The following is a 23,601-nucleotide window of genomic DNA, read 5'->3' on the forward strand; positions in this document are numbered from 1 at the left end:
CGCGGAATCACGCATTCGGCCGCATCGGCTACAGACTCTACCCAAGATTATGGCGAAACCGCGCTATCTCGCAGCGGCTCACTGTTCGGGTCGATAGCGCCGCATCACCAGCGAGGCATTGGTCCCGCCGAAGCCGAAGGAATTCGACAGCGCGTAGTCGATCTCGCGCTTGCGGGCGACATGCGGCACCAGGTCGATCTCGGTCTCGACGGACGGATTGTCGAGATTGATCGTCGGCGGCGCAACCTGGTCGCGGATGGCGAGCACAGTGAAGATCGCCTCGATCGCACCGGCAGCCCCCAGCAGATGGCCGGTCGCAGACTTGGTCGAGGACATGGACGGGCGCTTGGGCGCATTGGCCAGCAGGCGCTCGACGGCGCGCAGCTCGATCTCGTCACCGAGCGGCGTCGAGGTGCCATGGGCGTTGATGTAGTCGAGATCGCCAGCCGTGATGCCGGCGCGATCCAGCGCGGCCTGCATGCAGCGATAGGCGCCATCGCCATCCTCGGAGGGCGAGGTGATGTGATAGGCGTCGCCCGACATGCCGTAGCCGACGATCTCGGCATAGATGCGCGCGCCGCGAGCCAGAGCGTGATCGAGCTCCTCGAGCACGAGCACGCCAGCGCCCTCACCCATCACGAAGCCGTCGCGGTCCCTGTCATAGGGGCGCGAGGCCTTCTCGGGCGTATCGTTGAAACCGGTCGAGAGCGCGCGGCAGGCACAGAAGCCGGCAATGCCGATGCGGTTGATCGCCGATTCGGCGCCGCCCGCGACCATGACCTCGGCATCGCCCAGCGCGATCATGCGGGCAGCGTCGCCGACCGCATGCGCACCGGTCGAGCAGGCGGTCACGACGGCATGGTTCGGACCTTTCAGCCCGTGCTCGATCGAGACGTAGCCCGCCGCCAGATTGCTCAGGCGGCCGGGGATGAAGAAGGGCGAGAGGCGGCGCGGGCCGCGCTCCTTGAGCAGGAGCGAGGCTTCGTAGATGCCGCCGAGCCCGCCGATGCCGGAGCCGATGGCGACGCCGGTGCGGATCTGATCCTCGTAGCTTTCAGGCTTCCAGCCGGCGTCCTGCAACGCCTGCGTGGCCGCCGCCATGGCGAAGACGATGAAGTCATCGACCTTGCGCTGCTCCTTCGGCTCCATCCACTGGTCGGGATTGAAGGTCCCGTCGCTGCCGTCACCCCGCGGGATGTTGCAGGCGATCCGCGCCGGCAGGTCGCTGGCGTCGAAACTGGTGATGGGGCCAGCGCCACTGGCGCCGGCCAGAAGGCGCGACCAGGTCGGCTCGACGCCGCATGCAAGCGGCGTCACCATGCCGAGCCCGGTCACGACGACGCGCCGCATCGGATAACTGCGAGAAGCCATGGCTCTTTCTGCGTGGATCGACCCTGAGGGCCGATCAGGCGCTCTTCGCGGAGAGGAACTTCACGGCGTCGCCGACGGTCACGATCGTCTCGGCCGCATCGTCGGGGATCTCGACGCCGAACTCTTCCTCGAAGGCCATCACGAGCTCGACGGTGTCGAGGCTGTCCGCGCCCAGGTCCTCGATGAAGTTGGCGCCGTCGACGACCTTGTCGGCCTCGACGCCGAGGTGCTCGACCACGATCTTCTTCACGCGCTCGGCAACATCGCTCATGGGTCTTTTCCTTAGACTTAGAAACTGAAAACGCATCGCAGGGATGCGACGCGGTGGAGGGATCTCATTCCGAGCCGCCGCGCCACCTGACGATGTCCGCGATCCGGAAAGCTCGAAGCCTGCACAAACGCAACAACCGAGGTTTCGTCAAGTCCCCTCGGATCGCCCAGCGGCAGCGCGACGGCGCTAGTTAACACAACCTTTACGGGCTGGCGAGTGCGCCGCAGACTTATCAAAACCGATCTAAAATGAGCGCTAACGCCCCTAGATCATTGCCATTCCGCCGTTGACGTGGAGCGTCTGCCCGGTCACGTAACCGGCCTCCGTGCTGGCGAGGAAGGCCACGGCCGCGGCCACATCGGCGCCCTCGCCAAGGCGGCCCATCGGCACGCCGGCGAGAATGCCCTCGCGCTGCTTGTCGTTGAGGGCCTGCGTCATCGGCGACTCGATGAAGCCCGGAGCGACCACGTTGACGGTGATGTTGCGGCTGGCGACCTCGGCGGCCAGCGCCTTGGACATGCCGATCAGCCCCGCCTTGGCGGCAGCGTAGTTGCCCTGGCCGGGGTTGCCGGTCGTGCCGACGACGGAGCCGATCGCGACGATTCGGCCATAGCGGCGGCGCATCATCGACTTCACGGCGGCGCGCGACAGGCGGAAGGCGGCCGTCAGGTTGACCGCGAGCACGCTGTCCCAGTCCTCGTCCTTGAGGCGCATGAACAGGTTGTCGCGGGTGATGCCGGCATTGTTGACGAGGATATCGAGCCCGCCGAGCTTCTCCTCGGCGGTCGGCACCAGGGCCTCGACCGAATCCTTGTCGGAGAGGTTGCAGGGCGCGATCACGACGCGCTCGCCGAGCTCGACCGCCAGGGCTTCCAGCGCTTCGGCGCGCGTCCCCGAGATCGCGACGCTGGCGCCCTGCGCATGCAGCGTCCGGGCGATGGCTCCGCCGAGGCCACCGGTCGCGCCGGTGACCAGGGCCTTGCGGCCGGTCAGATCAAACATGTTCGCTCCCCTTGTTCGGCATCCTGCCGCTGCAGCCCGTCCTGGGTTTCTGCACTCCGCATCAGACCGAAAGTGGGAACCACTTCTCGGTTTGATGCGACGATATCAAGCCTTGCGGGCCTTCCAGGCCGCGATGTCCTCAGCCGTGCCGATCGAGACCGGCGCGGCGCCCGCGACGATACGCTTGACCAGCCCGGCCAGCACCTTGCCGCTGCCGGCCTCGACGAAATCGGTGACCCCGGCAGCCGCCATCGCCTGCACGCATTCGCGCCAGCGCACCGTGCCGGTGACCTGCGCGACGAGCGAGGCCCGGATCGCATCGGGGTCGCTCAGCGGCGCGGCGCCGACATTGGCGACGACCGGAACGACCGGCGCCTGCATCGTAACCTTGGCCAAGGCGTCGCGCATGGCGTCGGCGGCGGGCTGCATCAGGGCGCAATGGAAGGGCGCGGAGACCGGCAGCAGCATGGCACGCTTCACGCCGCGCTCGCCAGCAAGGGCGATGGCGCGGTCGATCGCGGCCTTCGCACCGGAAAGCACGACCTGACCGCCGCCATTGTCATTGGCCGCTTCACAAACTTCGCCCTGGGCCGCGGCGGCCGCAATCTCGCGAGCGAGATCGAGCTCGGCGCCGAGCAGCGCCGCCATGGCACCCTGTCCGGCCGGAACAGCCTTCTGCATGGCGTCGCCACGGATGCGCAGCAGGCGGGCGGCATCGCTGATCGAGAAGGTGCCGGCGGCGGCCAGCGCCGAGTACTCACCGAGCGAATGGCCAGCGACGAAGGCGGCATCGCGCTTCAGATCGAGCCCGGCTTCGCCTTCGAGCACGCGCACGACCGCAAGGCTGACCGCCATCAGGGCCGGCTGGGCATTAGCCGTCAGGGTCAGCTCCTCGGAAGGGCCGTCCCACATCACGGCGGAGAGCTTCTGCGACAGGGCCGCATCGACCTCGTCGAAAACCGCCTTCGCGACGGCGAAGTTGTCGGCCAGGCTCTTGCCCATGCCGACGGCCTGCGAACCCTGGCCCGGGAAGATGAAGGCTGTGGTCATGCGTGGAACGCCTCGTTCTTCACTACTTATGTATTATGACGGGGCTGTCACATCGGTTTAGCAGCCAAGTCAAGCACAAGGCCCATCTTTTCCGCCGGATGGGCGGTCTTCCACACCAGATTCCGGTTGCCATGACGCATCGGACCCTGTAACCACCGCCATCTGCTTGTTCGGCCGGAGGCTGAACGGATGGCGCATGTCCGCAAGGATCGGCGCAGGCTCGTTTCCCGAACCGTCATCCCGTGTCTCCGCCTTCGATGAAATCCTGTCGGGCCTTATCCAGGGCTCGGAGGGCTCCGCGCCGGGCGAAGCAGGGTGAAACAAGGAAGGCCACATATGGCATTGTACGAGCATGTGCTGCTCGCGCGGCAGGATGTCAGCGCGCAGCAGGTCGAAGCTCTTGTCGAGCTTTTCAAGGGCGTGATCGAAGCGAATGGCGGCGCCATCCGCAAGGTCGAGTACTGGGGCGTCAAGTCCCTCGGCTACCGCATCCGCAAGAACCGCAAGGCGCATTACACGCTGCTGAACATCGAGGCTCCCTCCGCCGCCGTGCTGGAGATGGAGCGCCAGATGCGCATCAACGAAGACGTCCTGCGCTTCATGACCGTCAAGGTCGAGGAGCTCGAGGAAGGTCCGTCGGCCATGCTGCAGAAGCGTGACCGCGAAGACCGTCCGGAGCGCGGCGGCGACCGTTTCGATCGCGGCCCGCGCCGTGATCGCCCGCGTCGTGACGACGAAGCGACCGAAACCACCGAAGCGGAGGCCTGAGAATGTCGACTGCATCCGCTGGCGCCCGTCGCCCCTTCTTCCGCCGCCGCAAGTCCTGCCCCTTCTCGGGCGAAGGCGCCCCGAAGATCGACTACAAGGACGTGCGTCTGCTCTCGCGCTACATCTCCGAGCGCGGCAAGATCGTTCCGTCCCGCATCACGGCGGTCTCCGCCAAGAAGCAGCGCGAGCTCGCCCAGGCGATCAAGCGCGCCCGCTTCCTCGGCCTGCTGCCCTACGTCATCCGCTGAGCCGTTCACCGGTTCCGGATACCGATAAATCCCGGAGGCGCCTCACGCGCCTCCGGTTCTCGCTTTCAAGATCAACCAGTCGCCCGTCGGTGAAACTCCCTCGGGTTCGTTGAGGCCAGAAGCCTCTCACCCTGCCGAGCCGCAAGGCTTGCGAGCAGCGGGACAGCAGGACGGACTTATGATTCCGATCGTCGGCATCGGCGCGGGCCTCGTTTCGGCCCTGCTCTTCTCAGTGGTGATCACCGGATCGCCGCTGGCTGCCGTGCTGTATTCGGCCGCTCCCCTCCCGATCTTCATCGCATCGCTGGGCTGGAACCACCGCTCCGGGCTGTTCGCCACGGCTGCGGGCGCGCTCGCCGTCGCGGTTGCGCTCGCCCCCACCGGCGGCATCGCCTTTGCCCTGATCATCGGCCTGCCGGCCTGGTGGATCGCCTATCTCGCACTTCTTGCCCGCGACGACACCGATGGCCGGGTCGAATGGTATCCGCTCGGCAACCTGCTGCTCTGGATCGCGGCCACCGCCGCGCTCGCCACCGTCGGCAGCGCGCTGGTGATGACCACCGATTACGAGACCTATCGCTCGGTGATCGCCCGCATGATCGAGAACCTGCTGAACGAGATGGTGCGCGGCAAGCTGATCGCGCTGCCCGGCGACGTGCAGGTCAAGGAACTCGCGCAGAGCCTGGCCCCGGCCGTTCCGCTCGGCATCGGCGCCTCCTTCGTCACCACCATCACCGCCAATCTCTGGCTCGCGGCCCGCACCGTGAAGATGTCAGACCGTCTGCCGCGGCCCTGGCCCTTCATCCCGTCGACGACGCTGCCGCGTCAGGCGCTGCTGCTGCTGATCGCCACGGGTTTCGTCGCGACGACCGGCGGCTTCATCGGCGTCGCCGCCATGGCCATGGCCGGCGCGCTGCTCGCCGCCTTCATGTTCAGCGGGCTCGCCACGCTGCACGACATCTCGCGCGGCCGTCCCTGGCGGCTGCCGATGCTGATCTCGATCTATGTCGCCCTCGTCGTGATGCAGGCCGTTCTGACGCCGCTGCTCGCGATCGCGGGCGTCATCGACACGCTGCTCGGCCTACGCAAGCGGGCCGCGCTGCCGCCTCCGCCTAACCATTCCTGAAACCTACGTCTGAAGACAAAAACAAGGAGAAGACCCATGGAAGTGATCCTGCTCGAACGCGTCGCCAAGCTCGGCCAGATGGGCGACATCGTGAAGGTTCGCGACGGCTTCGGCCGCAACTACCTGCTCGCCCGCGGCAAGGCGCTGCGCGCCACCGAGGACAACAAGAAGCGCTTCGAGAGCCAGAAGCTCGAGCTCGAGACCCGCAACCTCGAGCTGAAGTCCGAGGCCGACGCCGTCGCCGAGCGCCTGGACGGCCAGAGCGTCACCATCCTGCGCCAGTCGGGCGAGTCCGGCGTGCTCTACGGTTCGGTCTCGACCCGTGATATCGCCGAGGCCCTGACCAAGGACGGCTTCAACGTTTCGCGCGGCCAGGTGACGCTGAACACCCCGATCAAGACGCTCGGCCTGCACACCGTCCCGGTCGTGCTGCATCCGGAAGTCTCGGTCACGATCACCGTCAACATCGCCCGCTCGGCCGAAGAGGCTCAGCGCCAGGCTGCCGGCGAGAACGTCACGGCCCAGGAGAAGTTCGATCTCGACGATCTCGGCCTCGAGGTCGGCGCGGCGCTGGCCGAGGCCGGCGACGTCGAGCTCTGAGCCTTATCGCTCCCGAATCGAGTCAAGGGCGCCGTGGCAACACGGCGCCTTTTTCATTTCGGAGGCTGTGCAAAGTGGTGGATGGAACCGAAGCCTGCTGGCGCCGATTGTCAGAATGTTAAGGTAATTTTCTGCCCGACTCAGCCATGCCGGAGCGCAAGCTTCCGCGGCTGATTGTCGGCTTGAATTATCAGTCAGCATTGATTTATCGGGACGGCCATGGCCACCGCTACAGCTCTCGTCGCCCGCCTCGACAACCGCGAGGCGGAATTCCGCGTCCAGCCTCACAATATCGAGGCCGAGCAGGCGCTGCTGGGCGCGATCCTGGTCAATAACGACGCATTCTATCGCGTCTCCGACTTCCTGCAGCCGGACCATTTCTTCGAGCCGATCCATCAGCGCATCTACGAGCTGGCGTCGAGCATGATCCGCGCCGGCAAGATCGCGACGCCGATCACGCTCAAGACCTTCGTCAACGACCTCGATCTCGGCGAGATCACGCCGAGCCAGTATCTCGCCCGCCTCGCGGCCGAGGCGACGACCGTCATCAACGCCGCCGATTACGGCCGCACGATCTACGACCTCGCCGTGCGCCGGCAATTGATCGGCGTCGGCGAGGACCTCGTCAACGTCGCCTATGACGCTCCCGTCGAGATGGCGCCGCGCGAGCAGATCGAGGATGCCGAGCGCAAGCTCTACGAGCTTGCCGAAAAGGGCCGTTACGAGGGCGGCTTCCAGAAATTCGACGGGGCGCTGCGCCTCGCGATCGACATGGCGGCCAGCGCCTACCAGCGCGCCGGCGGTCTCTCCGGCATCTCAACCGGCCTGCGCGACGTCGACCAGCGCATGGGCGGCCTGCAGCGCTCGGACCTGCTGGTGCTCGCCGGACGCCCCGCCATGGGCAAGACTTCGCTTGCCACCAATATCGCCTTCAACATCGCCAAGGCGTGGCGCGGCGAGCGGCAGGAGGACGGCTCGATCAAGTCGGTCGACGGCGGCATCGTCGGCTTCTTCTCGCTCGAAATGTCGGCCGACCAGCTCGCGACCCGTATCGTCGCCGAGCAGTCGAGCATCTCCTCCTACAAGATCAGGCAGGGCCGCATCACCGAGGGCGATTTCGCCCGATTGACCGATGTCGCCGCCCAGATCGAAAAGCTGCCGCTCTATATCGACCAGACCGGCGGCATCTCGATCGCGCAATTGATGGCGCGCGCGCGCCGCCTGAAGCGCCAGAAGGGGCTCGACGTCCTGTTCATCGACTACCTGCAGCTCCTCTCCGGCTCGTCGAAGAACAGCCAGAACCGCGTGCAGGAGCTGACCGAGATCACGACCAGCCTGAAGGCGCTGGCGAAGGAGCTCAACGTCCCGATCATCGCGCTCTCGCAGCTCTCGCGCCAGGTCGAGAATCGCGACGACAAGCGCCCGCAACTCTCCGACCTGCGCGAATCCGGCTCGATCGAGCAGGACGCCGACGTGGTGATGTTCGTCTATCGCGAGGAGTATTACCTCAAGGGCAAGGAGCCGCGCCCCGGCACCGAAGAGCACAACAAGTGGCAGCTCGAGATGGAAGCCATGCACGGCGTCGCCGAACTGATCATCGGCAAGCAGCGTCACGGCCCGACCGGCGCGGTGGCCTTGCAGTTCGACGCGGATGTGACACGCTTCTCGGATCGCGCCGATGAGATGCGCCTGCCGGACCGTGAATGATGCCTGCCGACCTGCCTGATTCCGCCGCCTTCGGCGCGACCCTCACCATCGATCTCGACGCGCTGGTCTCGAACTGGCGCCTGCTCGGACAACGTGCCGGCACAGAGGCCGGAGCCGTGGTCAAGGCGGATGCCTACGGCATCGGCATCGAGCCGGCCGTGACGGCGCTGGCCAAGGCCGGCTGCAAGAGCTTCTTCGTCGCCCACATCTCTGAAGCCATCCGCGCCCGCAAGGTCGCGCCGGACGCCACGATCTATGTGCTGAACGGCCTGCTGCCCGGCGCCGCCGAGACCTTCGCCGCGCATGGGCTGTCGCCGGTGCTGGGCTCGCATGAGGAATTGCTGGAATGGGCCTCGTTCCGGCAGACCGGCGCGCAGGTCCGGCCGGCGGCGCTGCATGTCGACACGGCGATGAACCGGCTCGGCCTCTGGCCGGGCGAGGGTCTCAACCTCGCCCGCGAGCGCTCGGGCGTGATCGCGGCGGCGGGAATCGGACTGCTGATGAGCCATTTCGCCTCGTCGGAGGACGAGACCGATCCGGCCAATGCCCGCCAGATCGCCGCCTTCGCCGAGATCGCCGCGGCGCTGCCGGATGTGCCGGCCTCGCTCAAGAACTCGTCGGGCCATTTCCTCAAGGACTGCCCGTCCTATCAGCTGACCCGACCGGGCTATGCGCTCTATGGCGGCAATCCGACGCCCGGGCAGCCGAACCCGATGAAGCCGGTCGTGGGACTGGAGGCGACGATCATCCAGACCCGCGAGGTCGAGGACGGCACGCAAGTCGGCTATAATGGGCGCTGGACGGCCAAGGGCAGGCGCAAGCTCGCCACGATCTGCCTCGGCTATGCCGACGGCTATCCGCGCAACGGCAGCTGGACCGATACCTCGACCGGCGGCTCGGTGCTGATCGACGGCGTCTCCTGTCCCTTCGTCGGCTCGGTCTCGATGGACCTGATCATCATCGACGTCACCGACGCCCCCGCCGATACCGCCAAGCGCGGCGGGAGCGTGACGCTCATCGGCGGCCCTCTCGACCTGGAGACGGTCGGCGGCGGCGCCAAGACGATCGGCTACGAGATACTGACCAGCCTCGGCCGTCGCTATCACCGGCGTTATGTGGGGCTGTAGAAGGTGGGGCATTCCCTTGTCATTCCGGGGCTTCGCACCAGCGAAGAACCCGGAACCCACGACCGGGCGAGCGGTTGCCACCGCCTTCGGAATAAGTCGCGGCCCGTCGTGGATTCCGGGTTCGCGGCTGTGCCGCGCCCCGGAATGACAATCTAGCGATGGCCAAGCGCGGTCCGACCTATCACTGCCAGTCCTGCGGCGCGGTCTATCACCGCTGGCAGGGCAAGTGCGACGCCTGCGGGACATGGTCCTCGCTGGTCGAGGATGCGCAGGCGGCACCCGTTCCCGGCGGCGGCCGCCCCTCCTCAGGCGGCCGGGCGCGTGGCCGCGTCTTCGCGCTGGAGACGCTGAAGGGCGAGACGCAGGATGCGCCACGCATCGTCTCCGGCATCGGGGAACTGGACCGCGTCACCGGCGGCGGCTTCGTGCCGGGCTCGGTGCTGTTGATCGGCGGCGACCCCGGCATCGGCAAGTCGACATTGCTGATGCAGGCCTGCGCCGCGCTGGCGATGGGCGGGCGGCGCGTCGTCTATGTCTCGGGCGAGGAATCGACCGGGCAGGTCAGGCTCCGGGCCGAGCGCATGGGATTGGCCGAGGCGCCGGTCGATCTCGCGGCCGAGACCAATGTCGAGGACATCGTCGCGACCCTCAATCAGGGCGAGCGCCCTGCCCTGGTGGTGATCGATTCGATCCAGACGATGTGGTCCGGCGAGGTCGAGAGTGCGCCGGGCACGGTGACGCAGGTGCGCGGCTCGGCACAGGCGCTGATCCGCTATGCCAAGACGTCAGGCGTCTGCCTGATCCTCGTCGGCCACGTCACCAAGGACGGCCAGATCGCCGGACCACGCGTGGTCGAGCACATGGTCGACGCCGTGCTCTCCTTCGAAGGCGAAGGCGCGCATTCCTTCCGCATCCTGCGCGGCCAGAAGAACCGCTTCGGCGCGACCGACGAGATCGGCGTCTTCGAGATGACCGGCAAGGGCCTGTCGGAAGTCACCAACCCCTCGGCACTGTTCCTCGCCGGCCGCGACCAGCCGGCGCCGGGCGCGGCCGTCTTCGCGGGCATGGAGGGCACGCGGCCGGTTCTGGTCGAGATCCAGGCGCTGGTCGCCCCGACCGCGCTCGGCACGCCGCGGCGCGCCGTCGTCGGCTGGGAGAACAGCCGGCTCGCCATGGTGCTGGCGGTGCTCGAGACGCATGGAGGCCTCAGGCTCGGCCAGCACGACGTCTATCTCAACGTCGCGGGTGGCCTGCGCGTCAACGAGCCGGCGGCCGATGTCGCAGTCGCTGCCGCGCTGGTCTCGTCGCTGAGCGGGGCGACTTTGCCGCAGGAGGCGGTCTATTTCGGCGAGATCGCGCTTTCGGGCGCGATTCGGCCGGTCGCGGTCGCAGCGGCGCGCCTCAGGGAAGCGGCCAAGCTCGGCTTCGAGGCCGCGCTGATGCCGAGCGGCGGCGCCGATCACGGCGACGGCAACGGCCTGAACCTGCGCCGTTTCGGCCATGTCACGGAACTCGTTGCCGATATTGCCGCGCGCGCACCTCGCAGAGATGTGAAATGACTTTGCCGGAAGGGTGACTGAAAGCCCGGGAACGCGTATAGCAAAGCCGAAACGGCCGCCCTGCCTCCGGCCGGTCGGTACCTGACCATAGCAAAGCGGCCCTCCCCATGCCTGTCACCATTCTCGATCTCGTCGTCATCGGCGTGGTTCTGATCTCGGCTTTGCTCGCGGCCGTGCGCGGCTTCACGCGCGAAGTGCTGGCGATCGCCTCCTGGGTCGCAGCGGCGGCCGTGGCCTGGGTGTTCCATCCCCAGCTCGTGCCCTTCGTGAAGCAGTACATCCCGGCGAGCTCGGCGCAGGACACGATCGCGTTGGTCGCCGCGATCGCGGCCCTGTTCCTGGGCACGCTGATCGTCGTCTCGCTGATCACGGCCCGGATTTCCGATTTCGTGCTGGATTCGCGCATCGGCGCGCTGGACCGCACGCTCGGCTTCGTCTTCGGCGCGGCCCGCGGCCTGCTGCTGGCGGTGATCGGCTATGCCTTCTTCACCGGGCTCGTCGGCAGCGAGAAGCTGCCGAGCTGGGCCAAGGACGCCAAGGCCAAGCCTGTGCTGGAGGAGACCGGCCAGTCGCTGATCGCCATGCTGCCGCAAGACATGAAGGCCGATTTCTTCAAGAACCTGCTGAAGAAGCCCGGCGCCGAGACCGCGCCGGAGGCCCCGGCGGAGGAACCGCGCAGCCCCGCGACGCCGGCGCCGGTTGCACCTGCCCCAGCCCGTCCCTAATTAGCGCGTAGAACATCAGCACAAGCCCTCTGCGTGGAGCGCGACATGATCTCGCAAACCGAGCGTGATACCGCCTTCGACCCCAATGCCGACCGGCTGCGGGAGGAATGCGGCGTCTTCGGCATCTATGGCCATGCCGATGCCGCGGCGCTGACCGCGCTCGGCCTGCATGCGCTGCAGCATCGCGGCCAGGAGGCGGCGGGCATCGTCTCCTTCGACGGCAAGCGCTTCCATTCGGAGCGCCGGCTGGGCCTCGTCGGCGACGCCTTCTCGGAAGCGAGCGTCATCGACAAGCTCAAGGGCAAGCAGGCCATCGGCCATGTCCGCTACTCGACGACGGGCGAGACGATCCTGCGCAACGTCCAGCCGCTCTTCGCCGAGCTGCATGGCGGCGGCTTCGCCGTCGCGCATAACGGCAACCTGACCAACGGGCTGACGCTGCGTCGCAACCTCGTCCGCGACGGCGCGATCTACCAGTCGACCTCCGACACCGAGGTTCTGCTGCATCTCGTCGCGCGCAGCCGCAAGCAGCAATTCGTCGATCGCTTCATCGAGGCGATCCGCCAGATCGAGGGCGCCTATGCCTTCGTCGGCATCACCAACAAGAAGCTGATCGGCGCCCGCGATCCGCTCGGCATCCGCCCGCTGGTGCTCGGCGAGCTCGACGGCTGCCCGATCCTGACCTCGGAAACCTGTGCGCTCGACATCATCGGCGCGAAGTTCGTCCGCGAGATCGAGAACGGCGAGGTCGTGATCATCTCCGAGTCCGGGATCGAGAGCCACAAGCCCTTCCCGCCGGCAGCGGAGCGGCCCTGCATCTTCGAATACATCTACTTCGCCCGGCCCGACTCCATCGTGAAGGGCCGCAGCATCTATGAGCGCCGCAAGGCAATGGGCGCGGTGCTGGCGCAGGAAGCGCCGACCGAAGCCGACGTCGTCGTGCCCGTGCCGGATTCCGGCGTGCCGGCGGCGCTGGGCTATGCCCAGGCCAGCGGCATCCCGTTCGAACTCGGCATCATCCGCAACCACTATGTCGGCCGCACCTTCATCGAGCCGACGCAGAAGGTCCGCGAGCTCGGCGTCAAGCTGAAGCATTCGGCCAACCGCTCGGTGGTCGAGGGCAAGCGCATCATCCTGGTCGACGATTCGATCGTGCGCGGCACGACCTCGTTCAAGATCGTGAAGATGATGCGCGAGGCCGGCGCCAAGGAGGTGCATTTCCGCATCTCCTCGCCGCCGATCACCCATCCCGACTATTACGGCATCGACACGCCCGACCGCGAGAAGCTGCTGGCCGCGACCCATTCGCTTGAGGAGATGCGCCAGTTCGTCGGCGCGGATTCGCTGGCCTTCATCTCGGTGGACGGGCTCTACCGGGCGATGGGCCACGAGCGCCGCGACCCGGCCCGGCCGCAATTCACCGACCACTGCTTCACCGGCGACTATCCGACCTCGCTGACCGATATGGTCGGCGAGAGCGCCAAGCAGCAGATCTCGCTGCTGGCCGAAGCCGGCTGATCTTTTCGCGAGCGGGCTGTCATCCCGGGCAAGCGAAGCGCAAACCCGGGATCCATGCCTGAACCTTCATTGGCAGCGCTCCGGAATGGATCCCGGATCGGCGCTGCTTCGCAGCTTGTCCGGGATGACGAGCGCTTGATGAGACCGGGGCTGCGTCCGTCATGACCAAACCACTGCAGGGGCGCGTCGCGCTCGTCACCGGCGCCTCGCGCGGCATCGGCCGTTCCGCCGCCCTCGCCTTTGCCGAAGCGGGCGCGCATGTCATCGCGCTCGCCCGCACGGCTGGCGCGCTGGAGGAACTCGACGACGAGATCGTCGCGATCGGCGGCAGTGCCACGCTGGTACCGCTCGACCTCAGCGACGCCGGCGGGCTGGAGAAGCTCGGCCACGCCGTTACGGAACGCTGGGGCAAGCTCGACATCCTGCTCGCCAATGCCGGTATCCTCGGCTCGCTGAGCCCGCTCGACCATGTCACCGAGAAGGACTGGGCCAGGGTCCTCGAGATCAACGTCACAGCCAACTGGCGCCTGCTCAAGGCGCTCGACCCGGCGCTGCGCGCTTCGGATGCCGGCCGCGTCCTACTGATGACCTCGGGCGCTGCCCACAAGTGCACGGCCTATTGGGGGCCCTATTCGGTTTCAAAGGCTGCCGTGGAGGCCCTGGGGCGCACCTATGCGGCCGAGACGGCGACGACCCCGGTCAAGCTCATGCTGGTCAATCCCGGCCCCCTGCGCACCCGGATGCGGGCCGAGGCGATGCCGGGCGAAGACCCGCAGACGCTGAAGACGCCGGAGGAGCTGGCACCGCATCTGGTCAGGCTGGCCGCGCCGGATTGGTCCGAGAGCGGCAAGATCTTCGACTTCCCGCAGGGCAAGGTGCTGACCCCGCAGATGCCGGCCTGAACAGGCTCAGCCGCGCGCCAGCGAGGCCCGCACCAGCGTGATCAGATCGGGAATGGTGAGGTTCGGCAGGGCCGCCATCTCATCCAGGCCGAACCAGCGGATCTCATCGTGTTCGTCGACGAGATTGACCGCCGCCCCGCCCTCCCAGGCGCTGACGACATAGATGTGGTGGAGCGCGGCGCCGTTGCGCTCGGGGAAGCGCTCGGCTTCCGAGAGCACCAATTCATAGCGCGTCGGCGTCAGGCCGACCTCTTCGTGGCATTCCCGCAGCAGGGCCTGTTCCAGCGCCTCGCCAGGCTCGACCCTGCCGCCGATCGCATCCCAATGGCCGGGCCAGGCCTGCTTCCAGCAAGCGCGCAGGCCGAGCAGGACCTTCCGGTCGGCATCGACGAAGAGCGCGCTGACGGTTTCGATCATGCGCGCGCCCGCGATCGCTATTCGGCCCTGAGCCAGCGCAGCAGGCCGGCCTGATCGCCGCTCTCGACGGCAGCTGCGACGCGCCGCCCGACGGACGCGCCGAACTTGTAGCCATGGCCGGAGCAGGCCGAGACCGCCGTCACGCGGCCAATCTGCCGCGACAGGAACTTGCGGTCCGCCGTGAAGGTGTAGGCGCAGGTCACGACGCGTTCGACCCGGTACTCGGCGATGCGCGCGAAGGGCGGCGAGAAATAGTCGCGGATCTGCTCGCCCTCGTCCGCTCGCGGCTCGCGCTCCTCGTCGGGCTGGCGCGGGCGCTTGTGCACGCCGGCGCCAACCTTGAGGCCGGTGCCGTCGACCGGCGGCAGGACATAGCCGTCGACCGTACCGCCGACATCGACGATGACAGGCGCCGCCTCCCAGGCCGCCTTCAGGTCAGCCGGCGGGTCGAGATAGGCCACGGCGGTGCGATAGGTCGTGAGCACATCGGCAAGCTCCGGCAGGAGCTTCAGCACCCAGGCGCCGGAGCTGACGACGATGCGGTCGAAGCTCGCCGCCTCGCCATTCGCGAGACCGATGCGGCCGCTCTCGGGATCGATCGAGGTCACCGTCGCGCCCTCGCGCAGGGTGACGCCGCGCTCGCGCAGCAGGCGCACCATGTCGGCGGCGATGCGGGCCGGGAAGAGCGCGCCGCCTTCCGGGCTGAGATAGGCGTAGCGGATCGTCGCCGGATCGATGAAGGGGTAGCGCCGAGCGGTCTCGGCGGCGTCGTAGAGCTCGTAGGGCGAGGCCATGCGGTCGAGGCCCTCGCGGTACTCCTCGCCTTCGTCGCCCTCGGTCTGGGAGATGCCGAGCACGCCGCAGGGCGCGTAATGCTGCCTGCCCAGATCGGCCCAGAGTTCGTCCCAGGCCTCGAAGGCCTCGGTGATCGTGCGGGCATAGCCGTCGGCGCCGCCATAGGCGCGGCGGATGATGCGGTGCTGGTCGCCGGAGGCCGCATAGGGATTGGGGATCTGCGGTGCCTGCTCGAACAGCGTCACCTCATGCCCGCGCCTGTTCAGCGACCAGGCAGTGGAAAGCCCGGCGATACCGGCGCCGACGACCGCGATCCTCATCAGCCCTTGCGCTCCTTGTCATAGGGATTCTCGCCGCCGCGGCGATGCAGGCGGATCGGCGTGCCCGGAAGCTCGAACGCCTCCCGCAGGTTGTTGACGAGATAGCGGGTGTAGGACACCGGCAGATGGTCGAGCTGGTTGCCGAACAGCGCGAAGGTCGGCGGCCGGGCCTTGGCCTGCGTCATGTAGCGGATCTTGATGCGGCGCCCCGCGACGGCCGGGGGCGGATGCGCCGAGAGCACGCCTTCGAGCCAGCGGTTGATCCGCGCGGTCGAGACGCGGCGGTTCCAGACACCGTAAGCCGAGAACACGCCCTGCATCAGCTTGTCGATGCCCTCGCCGGCGAGGCCGGAGAGCGGGATGATCGGCACGCCGCGTACCTGCGCCAGCAGATGGTTGGCCTTCTCCTTGAGCTCGGCCAGCAGGCCCTGCTTGTCGGCGACGAGGTCCCATTTGTTGAGGCCGATGACGACCGCCCGGCCTTCGCGCTCGGTCAGGTCGACCAGCGTCAGGTCCTGCTTCTCGAAGGGGATGGTGGCATCGAGCAGCACGACCACGACCTCGGCGAAGCGGATCGCGCGCAGCGAATCCGCGACGGAGAGCTTCTCCAGCTTCTCCTCGATGCGGGCGCGCTTGCGCATGCCGGCGGTGTCGAAGAGCTTGACCTTGCGGCCGCGCCATTCCCAGTCGACCGAGATGGTGTCGCGGGTGATGCCGGCCTCGGGGCCGGTCAGCATCCGCTCCTCGCCGATCATGCGGTTGACCAGCGTCGACTTGCCGGCGTTCGGGCGGCCGATGATGGTGACACGCAGCGGGCGATCGGGATCGATATCCTCTTCGCCATCCGAATCGGCGGCGGGAACGTCGGCCCAGGCCGTCTCGTCCTCGTCGTCCTCGGGCTCGTCGGGGATGTAAGGCGCGAGCGCCTCCAGCAGGTCCGAGGTGCCCTCGCCATGCTCGGCCGAGAACGGCACGGGATCGCCGAGGCCGAGCCCGTAGGACTCGATGATGCCCTCGGTGCCCTTCTTGCCCTCGGCCTTGTTGGCGAGCAGGATCACCGGCTTGCCGGAGCGGCGCACCAGATCGGCGAAAGGCTGGTCCATCGGCGTGATGCCGAGGCGCGCGTCGATCATGAAGAGCACGACATCGGCCTGCGCGATCGCGGTCTCGGTCTGGGCGCGCATGCGGCCGGCGAGCGAATCCTTGTCGGCCTCTTCAAGGCCGGCAGTATCGATCACCTTGAAGCGGAGATGGCCGAGGGTGGCGTCACCCTCGCGGCGGTCGCGCGTCACGCCCGGCCGGTCGTCGACCAGGGCGAGCTTCTTGCCGACCAGCCGGTTGAACAGCGTCGACTTGCCGACATTGGGGCGCCCGATCAGGGCGACGATGGCTGTCATCAGATTTCACACATTTTCGCCGTCGTCCCGGCCCACCGAAGCGGGAAACCGGGGCGGCGGCGCCGTTGGAGCAAGGCTCCGGTTCAGTTCTTCACCGTGACGGGACCGCCACGGACCAAAGCGAGATAAAGCTCGACGCGCTGGCGCAGGGCCGCCGGCGCCTGCGGATCGGTGATCGCCGCGTCAAACCAGCGCCCGGCGTCCTCGAAGAGGTTGGCCTTGAGCGCGGCGATTCCAAGGAATTCGCGGGCGGTATGGCGCCAGACGCCCTGCGCGGTCGCGAGCGGCTCCAGCGCGGCCTTGACCTCCGCATAGGGAGCAAGATCGACGCGCAGGATGCCGGCGCGCAGCTTGGCGAGGTCGCGAGAGGTCTGGTCGAGCGAGGCGTCTGCGGCGAGCGCATCGAAGGCGGTGGCGCCGGCAGCAGCGCCGCGCTTGGCCGTTTCCGCGGCGAGGCGGAAGCGGGCGATCAGGCGATAGCCGGCGGGCGCCGTGGTCGACAATTCCTTCAGGATGGTCTCGGCCTGGGTGGCGTCGCCATCGCGCGAGGATTTCAGCGCGGCTTCGAGGCGTGCGCCGACGGCTTGCGAGGCCTGATTCTCGCGATGCAGCCAGTACTGCCAGCCGGCGACGGCCAGCACCGCCAGCACGGCGAGGCTGGTGACGACCCAGCCATATTTCTTCCAGAGTTCCGCTGCCTTGTCGCGGCGGACTTCCTCATCGATCTCGCGAAAAATATCGGCCATTTGACTGTCTTGATCCCTGTTGGGAGCCCGGTAGCATTTTCGGGCGGGGAATGCGAGCCGGTTCAGCGCATGGGGCAAGGCCATGATGGACGATGGCACTCCGACCGTGGCAAAATCGGCCCGGCCCTTGCTGCGCCGATCCGGACGGCCCTTTCAGCTTTCGGCCGTGGAGAATTCCATGAACCAGACGACAACCAGACGGGCCGGCCTCGCCGCCCTCACTCTTGCCGCCTTCGCCTGTGGAGCGCTTGCGACGCCCGCAGCCGCGCAGACCCAGCCGATCAAGGTCAAGGTCTTCATCGCCGCGATGTTCGAGATCGGCGAGAATACCGGAGACCGCGCCGGTGAGTTCCAGCACTGGTACGAGCGCTACTGGAAGGCGAGCCAGCCGCACGAGGTCAAGGGCGCGCTGAAGCCGGTCTATTGCAATGGCGACGGCGTCTGCGGCGGCGTGCTCGGCATGGGCAAGGTCAATTCATCATCCTCGATGCAGGCGATCCTGCTCGACCCCGCCTACGACTTCTCGCAGGCCTATTTCGTGCTGAGCGGCGTCGCCGGCACGCCGCCCTCGCGCGGCACGATCGGCGATGTCTCCTGGGGGAGCTGGCTGGTCGACTACGATCTCGGCCACCGCTGGGCACCGGAGGAAGGCAAGCCCGGCGAGCCGGTGTTCATGCCGCGCAAGGGTTATGAGGCCTATCGCGTCTTCCAGCTCAATCCGGTGCTGGTGAAATGGGCGGTGAGGCTCGGCTCGCGCGCGAACCTGCAGGATTCGGATTCCGCGAAGCAGTACCGCATGCGCTATCCCGACAAGCAGGCGCAAGCCGCTCCCTCCGTCCAGGTCGGCACGCATATGACCGGCGATACCTTCTTCCACGGGCCGGGCCTGTCGAAGGAGGCGCAATACATGGCCAAGCTCTACGGCGCCGACGATTACGTGATCACCGAGATGGAGGCCGCGGCGATCACGCTGGTGATCAAGCGGCAATTCGGCACCGACCGGATCATGAGCCTGCGCGGCGCGGTCAATTTCGACCAGGGCAACCCCAACGAGACGACGCTGCAGCATCTCGACCCGGCGCCGGGGCAGACGGCCGGCGGCTTCGCCGAGACCGTCGCCAATATCGAGGCGGTCGGTTCGAAGGTGGTCGACCACATCGTCGCGGACTGGCCGGTCTGGCAGAAGGGCGTGCCGGCGCTGCCGATGAAGTGAGGGTTGATTTCCACGCCCTTTGTCATTCCGGGGCTTCGCGAAGCGAAGAACCCGGAACCCACGACCGGGCGAGCCCTTGCCCGGTCGGATTGTCTAGCATCTCACCCAGTCGTGGGTTCCGGGTTCGCGCCTGCGGCGCGCCCCGGAATGACAGAGGTGGTTCGCTCTACGATCACCCTGCCCGGAAGAGCAGGCTGCCGTCGCCGTAGGAGTAGAAGCGGTAATTCGCTGCGATCGCATGGGCATAGGCGCGTTTCATCACGTCGAGCCCGCAGAAGGCGGAGACGAGCATGAACAGCGTCGAGCGCGGCAGATGGAAGTTCGTCATCAGGAGATCGACCGCCCGGAAGCGGTAGCCCGGCGTGATGAAGATCGCGGTGTCGCCCGAGAAAGGCTTGATCGTGCCGTCCTCCGCCGCCGCGCTCTCGATCAGGCGCAACGAGGTCGTGCCGACGCAGATGATGCGCCCGCCCTTCGCCTTGACGGCGTTCAACGCTGCCGCCGTTTCGGCTGAGACCGTGCCCCATTCGGCATGCATCCGGTGCTCGTCGGTATCATCCGCCTTCACCGGCAGGAAGGTGCCGGCGCCGACATGGAGCGTGACGAAATGCCGGCCGACGCCGCGCGCCTCCAGAGCCGCCAGCAGCTCCGGCGTGAAATGCAGCCCCGCGGTCGGCGCGGCCACGGCGCCATCCTTGCGGGCGAAATTGGTCTGGTAATCGGCCGTGTCGGCGCTGTCGGTCGGGCGCTTGCCGGCGATATAGGGCGGCAGCGGCAACTCGCCGAGCCGCGCGATCGCCTCGTCGAGATAGGCGCCGGTCAGGCTGAACTGCAGCTCGACCTCGCCGCCCTCGCCCTTGGCGATCACCTCGGCATGCAGGCGGCCGAGCTCGCAGGCATTGCTGGCGGCCTCCGAATCGAAAACCACGCGCTCGCCCAGCGCCAGCTTCTTGGCCGGGCGGGCGAAGGCGAGCCAGCGATCCTCGCTCTCGCGCTTGTGCAGCATGATCTCGACGCGGGCCGAATCCGCGCCGCGATAGCGCCGTCCGCGCAGGCGGGACGGGATGACGCGCGTATCGTTGAGGACGAGCGCATCGCCGGGCTGAAGCAGCGAGACGAGATCGCGGATGCCGCGATCCTCCAGCGGCTCGGGCGCATCGGGACGCACCACGAGCAGCCGCGCCGCATCGCGCGGGCTTGCGGGCCTGAGCGCGATACGCTCCTCGGGCAGGTCGAAATCGAAGAGATCGACGTTCATCCGGCAGAACTCGTTCTTGGCCCTATCCCCGCGCGGTCATCCCGGCCGGAGCGAAGCGAAGAGCCGGGATCCATGCCTGAACCTCGTCGGGAGACGCTCTGGCATGGATCCCGGGTCAAGCCCGGGATGACGCACGTTATTCTCGGGCGGAAACTCGAGAATCTCTGGCAGGAGATGCTCGGGTCAAGCCCGAGCATGACGGTGGGAAGACCTCAGTCCTCAGGCCGCGTCGGCCATCACCTTCATCGAAACGATCGAATCGGGATCACGCACCGGCTCGCCGCGCTTGATGGTGTCGACATTCTCCATGCCTTCGACGACCTGGCCCCAGACGGTGTACTGCTTGTCGAGGAAGCGGGCATCGTCGAACACGATGAAGAACTGGCTGTTGGCCGAGTTCGGGTTCTGGGCGCGGGCCATCGAGCAGATGCCGCGGACATGCGGCTCGGCGTTGAACTCCTGCTTCAGGTCCGGATAGCTCGAGCCGCCGGTGCCGGTGCCGTGCGGGCAGCCGACCTGGGCCATGAAGCCGTCGATGACGCGATGGAAGACGATGCCGTCATAGAAGCCTTCGCGGGCGAGCAGCTTGATGCGCTCGACATGGCCGGGCGCGAGATCGGGACGCAGCTTGATCACCACCTTGCCCTTGGTGGTTTCCATGACGAGGGTGTTCTCGGGATCGAGGGACATCAGGTTTGCCTTTCATTGAGCCGCGTGCGGCCGTGGAAGCGGATGGTGAAGGGTCGCCCCGCGATACTCGCTCCGAGGCCCGCCGACAACCTCATCGGCGTGCAGGAGCGGATCGCGGCAACCGCAGAATCGCTGAAGCGCCGCTGAAACTCGGCGTCGCCGCGCTTGGTTTCCCAAGTGACGCGCGGCTGGCCAAAGAGGCTGCCATCGCGCCGGAGGCTGAAGCGGAGCGAAACCATCGCGCCCGTCAGATCGCCTGGAAGCGGCGGCGGGTCCCAGCAGCGGCGGATCGCCGGGGCGATCTCGTCGAGCCGATCGACGGTTTCAATGCTCTCTGGCGGATTGTCAGGCGTGACCGAACCGATCAGGCCGATCTCGCCGCCACCGCGCAGCACGCGCGGGGTGCCGAGCCGGCGCTGGTCGAGGCCGGGGATGTCGTCGCCGCTGAACGGCCCGCCGACACCGGGATTGTAGCGCTGGCCGCTCTGCGGCGGCAGGATCGGGTTCTGTGAGCCCGAAGGCGGGGGCAGAACCGGATTCTGCGAGCCGGAGGGCGGCGGCAGGCCGAGATCGCGCGTGTCCTGCGCGAAGGCTCCGCCCATGCCGAGCGCCAGGGCGATCCCGACCAGGGCCGTTCGAACCATCGCCGTACCCTCCCCGGCTCGCCCTTGCTGCTATGAGCCGGCTTACTTCGCGTCGGCCTGCATGCGCATGCGGACGATCTTGTCGGGGCCGCTGACCTGGCCGTTATTGGCGCTGGAGCCCTTCTTGATCTTGCGGACGGCGTCCATGCCGGAAACCACTTCGCCGAAGAGCGTGTACTGGCCGGTCAGCGAGCCGCAGCCCTCGTAGCAGATGAAGAACTGCGAATTCGCCGAATCCGGCGACTGCGAACGGGCCATGCCGAGCGAGCCGACCTTGTAGGGCGTGGGCGTAAATTCGGCGGGCAGGTTCGGCAGGTCGGACTTGCCGGTGCCGGTGCCGGTCGGATCGCCGGTCTGGGCCATGAAGCCGTCGATGACGCGGTGGAAGACGATGCCGTCATAGAAGCCGCGCTTCACCAGCGTCTTGATCTGCGCGACATGCTTCGGCGCGAGGTCCGGCCGCAGGCGGATCGTCACCGGGCCGTCCTTGGTCTCGAGGATGACGGTGTTCTCGGGATCGGGCTTCGGCGTCTGAGCCTGGGCGAAACCGAGCGAGGCGACGACGGCAAGGGCGGCGAGCGAGCTGCGCAGCATGAAAATCTCCATGGCCGCCGGCGAGCCCGGCGGATGCCGGTCGATAGCCCTATCCTTTGGCCGGAACAAGGCATCGCGTCGATCAGCCGCCTGCCCTTGCTGCACTGCACAAGTGCAAGGAAGACTAATCTTGCAAAAATTCCAGGCTGAAGCTGCCTAAACTGATGACAGCGCCGTCACAATCGGCTAATCCTTCCGGCGCTGGGAGCGCTTTGCCAGTCGAAGCGCTGCGGACCAGGTCTCGGGAGGAGCAAACGCCCGCTTTGCAAAACGAGTCGCACGCTCTTTGAGACGTGTGCCGGTGCAGCGGTAAAAGCGGACTACCAAAGGCAAGGCATCGGCCTTGCCTTTTTTCTTGGGCGGTACCTTGAGCGGACGTGCCAATTTTCAGATGTCGTAGGTCACCCAGACATACCAGACGCCGGCGAAGATCACCGCCGCGATCAGCGAGGTGATGACGGCCTTCTTCAGCAAGCCCGGCAGCACGGGCGCGCCGGGCTCGGTGCCGGTCACGACATCGCCCGCCTCATGCTGGCTGCGGATGCCGAAGGGCAGCACCGCGAAAAGCGTGATCCACCAGATCACGAAATAGAGTGCGAGGCCGCCGACGATGTTCATGCCGCTTTCCCCGCGAGCGCGATGCAGGAGAAGGCGACCTTCGCCTCGGTCGGTACACCGAAGCGTGCGGTATGGCGGGCCGGTAAGCCGCCCGGGAAGTGCTTCACGTATTCGGCGTTGCAGGCGACGTAGTCGGCCGGGTCGGTGATCAGCATCGTCATCTGCACGACGCGGTCGAGGGAGCTCCCGGCCTCGGCCAGGATCTCGGCGACACGGCCGAGCGCGTTGCGGACCTCCTCGGCCGGGGTCTGGCCACGGTGGATGCCGCGCGCCGGGTCATGCGGCGCCGAGTGCCCGGAGACGAAGACGAGGCCGCCCGCGACGGTCGCGGCGCTGAAGGGGCGCGGCGAGCCGGCTTCCGGCTGGCCGAGAAAAGCAATGTCGGTCATCGTCGTCAGGCCTGTTCGAGTTCGACCAGCGTGCCCAGGAAATCCTTGGGGTGCAGGAACAGCACCGGCTTGCCATGGGCGCCGATGCGCGGCTCGCCCGAGCCGAGCACGCGCGCACCTTGCGCCTTGAGCCGGTCGCGTGCCGCGAGGATGTCGTCGACCTCGTAGCAGATGTGATGGATGCCGCCATCGGCGTTGCGCTCGAGGAACTTGGCGATCGGCGAGTCGGCCCCGAGCGGCTCCAGCAATTCGATCTTGGTATTGGGCAGTTCGACGAAGACGACGGTGACGCCGTGCTCCGGCTCGGGCTGCGGCTGCGACACGCGCGCGCCGAGCGTGTCGCGATAGAGCGCCGTCGAGGCTTCCAAGTCCTTCACCGCAATGGCGACGTGGTTCAGGCGTCCGATCATGTCTCTCTTCCCGATCACATCCATTCAACTCAGAAACACGGCGTCATCCCGGACAAGTCGCGATAGCGGCGCCGATCCGGGATCCATGCCTGAACCGTTCCGGTATGGATCCCGGGTCTTCGCTTCGCTACGCCCG

The 23,601-nt window shown here is 67.2% G+C and carries 26 protein-coding genes; 11 read left to right on the top strand and 15 right to left on the bottom strand.

From position 1 onward, the window contains the following. Positions 1-78: 78 nt before the first annotated feature. The 4 genes from fabF to fabD form a co-directional block, all read right to left on the bottom strand. Complete coding sequence (fabF, locus tag AC6RIC_RS15630) at positions 79-1,350, bottom strand: beta-ketoacyl-ACP synthase II (RefSeq protein WP_454659001.1); 1,272 nt, start codon at positions 1,348-1,350, stop codon at positions 79-81. A 55-nt stretch (positions 1,351-1,405) separates the two neighbouring features. Beyond that, positions 1,406-1,642, bottom strand: a complete 237-nt coding sequence (locus tag AC6RIC_RS15635) for an acyl carrier protein (RefSeq protein ID WP_047578895.1) — start codon at positions 1,640-1,642, stop codon at positions 1,406-1,408. Between the two features lie 264 nt (positions 1,643-1,906). Then, a complete protein-coding gene (gene fabG, locus AC6RIC_RS15640) occupies positions 1,907-2,644 on the bottom strand; it encodes a 3-oxoacyl-[acyl-carrier-protein] reductase (protein ID WP_499733018.1) in 738 nt (245 codons plus the stop codon). 105 nt (positions 2,645-2,749) lie between these two features. Continuing rightward, entirely contained in the window at positions 2,750-3,694 is a 945-nt protein-coding gene (gene fabD / locus AC6RIC_RS15645) for an ACP S-malonyltransferase (protein WP_499733019.1), read from the bottom strand. Between the two features lie 336 nt (positions 3,695-4,030). Between fabD and rpsF the strand changes: the two genes are divergently transcribed. From rpsF to AC6RIC_RS15695, 10 genes are all read left to right on the top strand, one after another. Further along, entirely contained in the window at positions 4,031-4,462 is a 432-nt protein-coding gene (rpsF, locus tag AC6RIC_RS15650) for a 30S ribosomal protein S6 (RefSeq protein ID WP_454657125.1), read from the top strand. Between the two features lie 2 nt (positions 4,463-4,464). Then, positions 4,465-4,710, top strand: a complete 246-nt coding sequence (gene rpsR, locus AC6RIC_RS15655) for a 30S ribosomal protein S18 (protein WP_038367644.1) — start codon at positions 4,465-4,467, stop codon at positions 4,708-4,710. A gap of 178 nt (positions 4,711-4,888) precedes the next feature. Beyond that, positions 4,889-5,836 (top strand): DUF2232 domain-containing protein, encoded by a 948-nt coding sequence (locus AC6RIC_RS15660; protein WP_499733020.1) that lies wholly within the window; start codon positions 4,889-4,891, stop codon positions 5,834-5,836. A gap of 36 nt (positions 5,837-5,872) precedes the next feature. Continuing rightward, positions 5,873-6,436 (top strand): 50S ribosomal protein L9, encoded by a 564-nt coding sequence (gene rplI, locus AC6RIC_RS15665; RefSeq protein WP_454657127.1) that lies wholly within the window; start codon positions 5,873-5,875, stop codon positions 6,434-6,436. 219 nt (positions 6,437-6,655) lie between these two features. After that, on the top strand, positions 6,656-8,143 hold the full coding sequence (locus tag AC6RIC_RS15670; RefSeq protein WP_454657128.1) for a replicative DNA helicase: 1,488 nt from the start codon (positions 6,656-6,658) through the stop codon (positions 8,141-8,143). Continuing rightward, on the top strand, positions 8,140-9,270 hold the full coding sequence (gene alr, locus AC6RIC_RS15675) for an alanine racemase (RefSeq protein WP_499733021.1): 1,131 nt from the start codon (positions 8,140-8,142) through the stop codon (positions 9,268-9,270). The genes AC6RIC_RS15670 and alr overlap by 4 nt, the downstream gene beginning before the upstream one ends. Before the next feature lie 158 nt (positions 9,271-9,428). Continuing rightward, positions 9,429-10,829, top strand: a complete 1,401-nt coding sequence (gene radA / locus AC6RIC_RS15680) for a DNA repair protein RadA (RefSeq protein WP_454657129.1) — start codon at positions 9,429-9,431, stop codon at positions 10,827-10,829. Between the two features lie 107 nt (positions 10,830-10,936). After that, a complete protein-coding gene (locus AC6RIC_RS15685; protein WP_454657130.1) occupies positions 10,937-11,554 on the top strand; it encodes a CvpA family protein in 618 nt (205 codons plus the stop codon). Positions 11,555-11,599: 45 nt separating this feature from the next. Continuing rightward, on the top strand, positions 11,600-13,072 hold the full coding sequence (gene purF / locus AC6RIC_RS15690) for an amidophosphoribosyltransferase (RefSeq protein WP_499733022.1): 1,473 nt from the start codon (positions 11,600-11,602) through the stop codon (positions 13,070-13,072). A 161-nt stretch (positions 13,073-13,233) separates the two neighbouring features. Then, entirely contained in the window at positions 13,234-13,974 is a 741-nt protein-coding gene (locus AC6RIC_RS15695; protein ID WP_454657132.1) for an SDR family NAD(P)-dependent oxidoreductase, read from the top strand. Positions 13,975-13,980: 6 nt separating this feature from the next. Here AC6RIC_RS15695 and AC6RIC_RS15700 read toward each other — a convergent pair whose 3' ends face one another. The 4 genes from AC6RIC_RS15700 to AC6RIC_RS15715 all read right to left on the bottom strand — a co-directional run bounded on the left by AC6RIC_RS15700 (position 13,981) and on the right by AC6RIC_RS15715 (position 17,649). Next, complete coding sequence (locus AC6RIC_RS15700; protein WP_499733023.1) at positions 13,981-14,391, bottom strand: NUDIX hydrolase; 411 nt, start codon at positions 14,389-14,391, stop codon at positions 13,981-13,983. Between the two features lie 17 nt (positions 14,392-14,408). After that, positions 14,409-15,506: an NAD(P)/FAD-dependent oxidoreductase gene (locus tag AC6RIC_RS15705; RefSeq protein WP_499733024.1), complete on the bottom strand. Its 1,098-nt coding sequence runs from the start codon at positions 15,504-15,506 to the stop codon at positions 14,409-14,411. Beyond that, the gene (der, locus tag AC6RIC_RS15710) at positions 15,506-16,903 is read right to left on the bottom strand and encodes a ribosome biogenesis GTPase Der (RefSeq protein WP_454657135.1); all 1,398 of its coding nucleotides are present in this window, start codon (positions 16,901-16,903) and stop codon (positions 15,506-15,508) included. Before der ends, AC6RIC_RS15705 begins: the two co-directional genes overlap by 1 nt. 83 nt (positions 16,904-16,986) lie before the next feature. Then, entirely contained in the window at positions 16,987-17,649 is a 663-nt protein-coding gene (locus AC6RIC_RS15715) for a tetratricopeptide repeat protein (protein WP_499733025.1), read from the bottom strand. A gap of 178 nt (positions 17,650-17,827) precedes the next feature. Here AC6RIC_RS15715 and AC6RIC_RS15720 point away from each other — a divergent pair, with 178 nt between their 5' ends. Further along, on the top strand, positions 17,828-18,862 hold the full coding sequence (locus tag AC6RIC_RS15720; RefSeq protein WP_499733026.1) for a purine-nucleoside phosphorylase: 1,035 nt from the start codon (positions 17,828-17,830) through the stop codon (positions 18,860-18,862). A 172-nt stretch (positions 18,863-19,034) separates the two neighbouring features. On the opposite strand, the gene queA is transcribed toward AC6RIC_RS15720, so the two are convergent. The 7 genes from queA to mce all read right to left on the bottom strand — a co-directional run bounded on the left by queA (position 19,035) and on the right by mce (position 23,465). Further along, the gene (gene queA / locus AC6RIC_RS15725) at positions 19,035-20,120 is read right to left on the bottom strand and encodes a tRNA preQ1(34) S-adenosylmethionine ribosyltransferase-isomerase QueA (RefSeq protein ID WP_499733027.1); all 1,086 of its coding nucleotides are present in this window, start codon (positions 20,118-20,120) and stop codon (positions 19,035-19,037) included. A 219-nt stretch (positions 20,121-20,339) separates the two neighbouring features. Continuing rightward, a complete protein-coding gene (locus AC6RIC_RS15730) occupies positions 20,340-20,810 on the bottom strand; it encodes a peptidylprolyl isomerase (protein WP_454657139.1) in 471 nt (156 codons plus the stop codon). Then, positions 20,810-21,454, bottom strand: coding sequence for a cell envelope integrity protein TolA (gene tolA / locus AC6RIC_RS15735; RefSeq protein WP_499733028.1), 645 nt, complete (start codon positions 21,452-21,454; stop codon positions 20,810-20,812). Before tolA ends, AC6RIC_RS15730 begins: the two co-directional genes overlap by 1 nt. 42 nt (positions 21,455-21,496) lie before the next feature. Next, the gene (locus tag AC6RIC_RS15740) at positions 21,497-22,048 is read right to left on the bottom strand and encodes a peptidylprolyl isomerase (RefSeq protein ID WP_499733029.1); all 552 of its coding nucleotides are present in this window, start codon (positions 22,046-22,048) and stop codon (positions 21,497-21,499) included. Positions 22,049-22,435: 387 nt separating this feature from the next. Beyond that, positions 22,436-22,666, bottom strand: a complete 231-nt coding sequence (locus AC6RIC_RS15745) for a DUF1467 family protein (protein ID WP_499733030.1) — start codon at positions 22,664-22,666, stop codon at positions 22,436-22,438. Beyond that, positions 22,663-23,055 carry a RidA family protein gene (locus AC6RIC_RS15750; protein ID WP_454657143.1) on the bottom strand — a complete coding sequence of 131 codons (393 nt, stop codon included), beginning with the start codon at positions 23,053-23,055 and terminating at the stop codon, positions 22,663-22,665. The genes AC6RIC_RS15745 and AC6RIC_RS15750 overlap by 4 nt, the downstream gene beginning before the upstream one ends. A 5-nt stretch (positions 23,056-23,060) precedes the next feature. Further along, positions 23,061-23,465: a methylmalonyl-CoA epimerase gene (gene mce, locus AC6RIC_RS15755; RefSeq protein WP_091859718.1), complete on the bottom strand. Its 405-nt coding sequence runs from the start codon at positions 23,463-23,465 to the stop codon at positions 23,061-23,063. Positions 23,466-23,601: the final 136 nt, after the last annotated feature.

Source organism: Allobosea sp. TBD101 (genome assembly GCF_059817965.1).

Bases quoted from the DNA above. Each gene is read 5' to 3' on its own strand.
- fabF (WP_454659001.1), bottom strand. From the start codon at position 1,350: ATGCGGCGCGTCGTCGTGACCGGGCTCGGCATGGTGACGCCGCTTGCA.
- AC6RIC_RS15635 (WP_047578895.1), bottom strand. From the start codon at position 1,642: ATGAGCGATGTTGCCGAGCGCGTGAAGAAGATCGTGGTCGAGCACCTC.
- fabG (WP_499733018.1), bottom strand. From the start codon at position 2,644: ATGTTTGATCTGACCGGCCGCAAGGCCCTGGTCACCGGCGCGACCGGT.
- fabD (WP_499733019.1), bottom strand. From the start codon at position 3,694: ATGACCACAGCCTTCATCTTCCCGGGCCAGGGTTCGCAGGCCGTCGGC.
- rpsF (WP_454657125.1), top strand. From the start codon at position 4,031: ATGGCATTGTACGAGCATGTGCTGCTCGCGCGGCAGGATGTCAGCGCG.
- rpsR (WP_038367644.1), top strand. From the start codon at position 4,465: ATGTCGACTGCATCCGCTGGCGCCCGTCGCCCCTTCTTCCGCCGCCGC.
- AC6RIC_RS15660 (WP_499733020.1), top strand. From the start codon at position 4,889: ATGATTCCGATCGTCGGCATCGGCGCGGGCCTCGTTTCGGCCCTGCTC.
- rplI (WP_454657127.1), top strand. From the start codon at position 5,873: ATGGAAGTGATCCTGCTCGAACGCGTCGCCAAGCTCGGCCAGATGGGC.
- AC6RIC_RS15670 (WP_454657128.1), top strand. From the start codon at position 6,656: ATGGCCACCGCTACAGCTCTCGTCGCCCGCCTCGACAACCGCGAGGCG.
- alr (WP_499733021.1), top strand. From the start codon at position 8,140: ATGATGCCTGCCGACCTGCCTGATTCCGCCGCCTTCGGCGCGACCCTC.
- radA (WP_454657129.1), top strand. From the start codon at position 9,429: ATGGCCAAGCGCGGTCCGACCTATCACTGCCAGTCCTGCGGCGCGGTC.
- AC6RIC_RS15685 (WP_454657130.1), top strand. From the start codon at position 10,937: ATGCCTGTCACCATTCTCGATCTCGTCGTCATCGGCGTGGTTCTGATC.
- purF (WP_499733022.1), top strand. From the start codon at position 11,600: ATGATCTCGCAAACCGAGCGTGATACCGCCTTCGACCCCAATGCCGAC.
- AC6RIC_RS15695 (WP_454657132.1), top strand. From the start codon at position 13,234: ATGACCAAACCACTGCAGGGGCGCGTCGCGCTCGTCACCGGCGCCTCG.
- AC6RIC_RS15700 (WP_499733023.1), bottom strand. From the start codon at position 14,391: ATGATCGAAACCGTCAGCGCGCTCTTCGTCGATGCCGACCGGAAGGTC.
- AC6RIC_RS15705 (WP_499733024.1), bottom strand. From the start codon at position 15,506: ATGAGGATCGCGGTCGTCGGCGCCGGTATCGCCGGGCTTTCCACTGCC.
- der (WP_454657135.1), bottom strand. From the start codon at position 16,903: ATGACAGCCATCGTCGCCCTGATCGGGCGCCCCAATGTCGGCAAGTCG.
- AC6RIC_RS15715 (WP_499733025.1), bottom strand. From the start codon at position 17,649: ATGGCCGATATTTTTCGCGAGATCGATGAGGAAGTCCGCCGCGACAAG.
- AC6RIC_RS15720 (WP_499733026.1), top strand. From the start codon at position 17,828: ATGAACCAGACGACAACCAGACGGGCCGGCCTCGCCGCCCTCACTCTT.
- queA (WP_499733027.1), bottom strand. From the start codon at position 20,120: ATGAACGTCGATCTCTTCGATTTCGACCTGCCCGAGGAGCGTATCGCG.
- AC6RIC_RS15730 (WP_454657139.1), bottom strand. From the start codon at position 20,810: ATGTCCCTCGATCCCGAGAACACCCTCGTCATGGAAACCACCAAGGGC.
- tolA (WP_499733028.1), bottom strand. From the start codon at position 21,454: ATGGTTCGAACGGCCCTGGTCGGGATCGCCCTGGCGCTCGGCATGGGC.
- AC6RIC_RS15740 (WP_499733029.1), bottom strand. From the start codon at position 22,048: ATGCTGCGCAGCTCGCTCGCCGCCCTTGCCGTCGTCGCCTCGCTCGGT.
- AC6RIC_RS15745 (WP_499733030.1), bottom strand. From the start codon at position 22,666: ATGAACATCGTCGGCGGCCTCGCACTCTATTTCGTGATCTGGTGGATC.
- AC6RIC_RS15750 (WP_454657143.1), bottom strand. From the start codon at position 23,055: ATGACCGACATTGCTTTTCTCGGCCAGCCGGAAGCCGGCTCGCCGCGC.
- mce (WP_091859718.1), bottom strand. From the start codon at position 23,465: ATGATCGGACGCCTGAACCACGTCGCCATTGCGGTGAAGGACTTGGAA.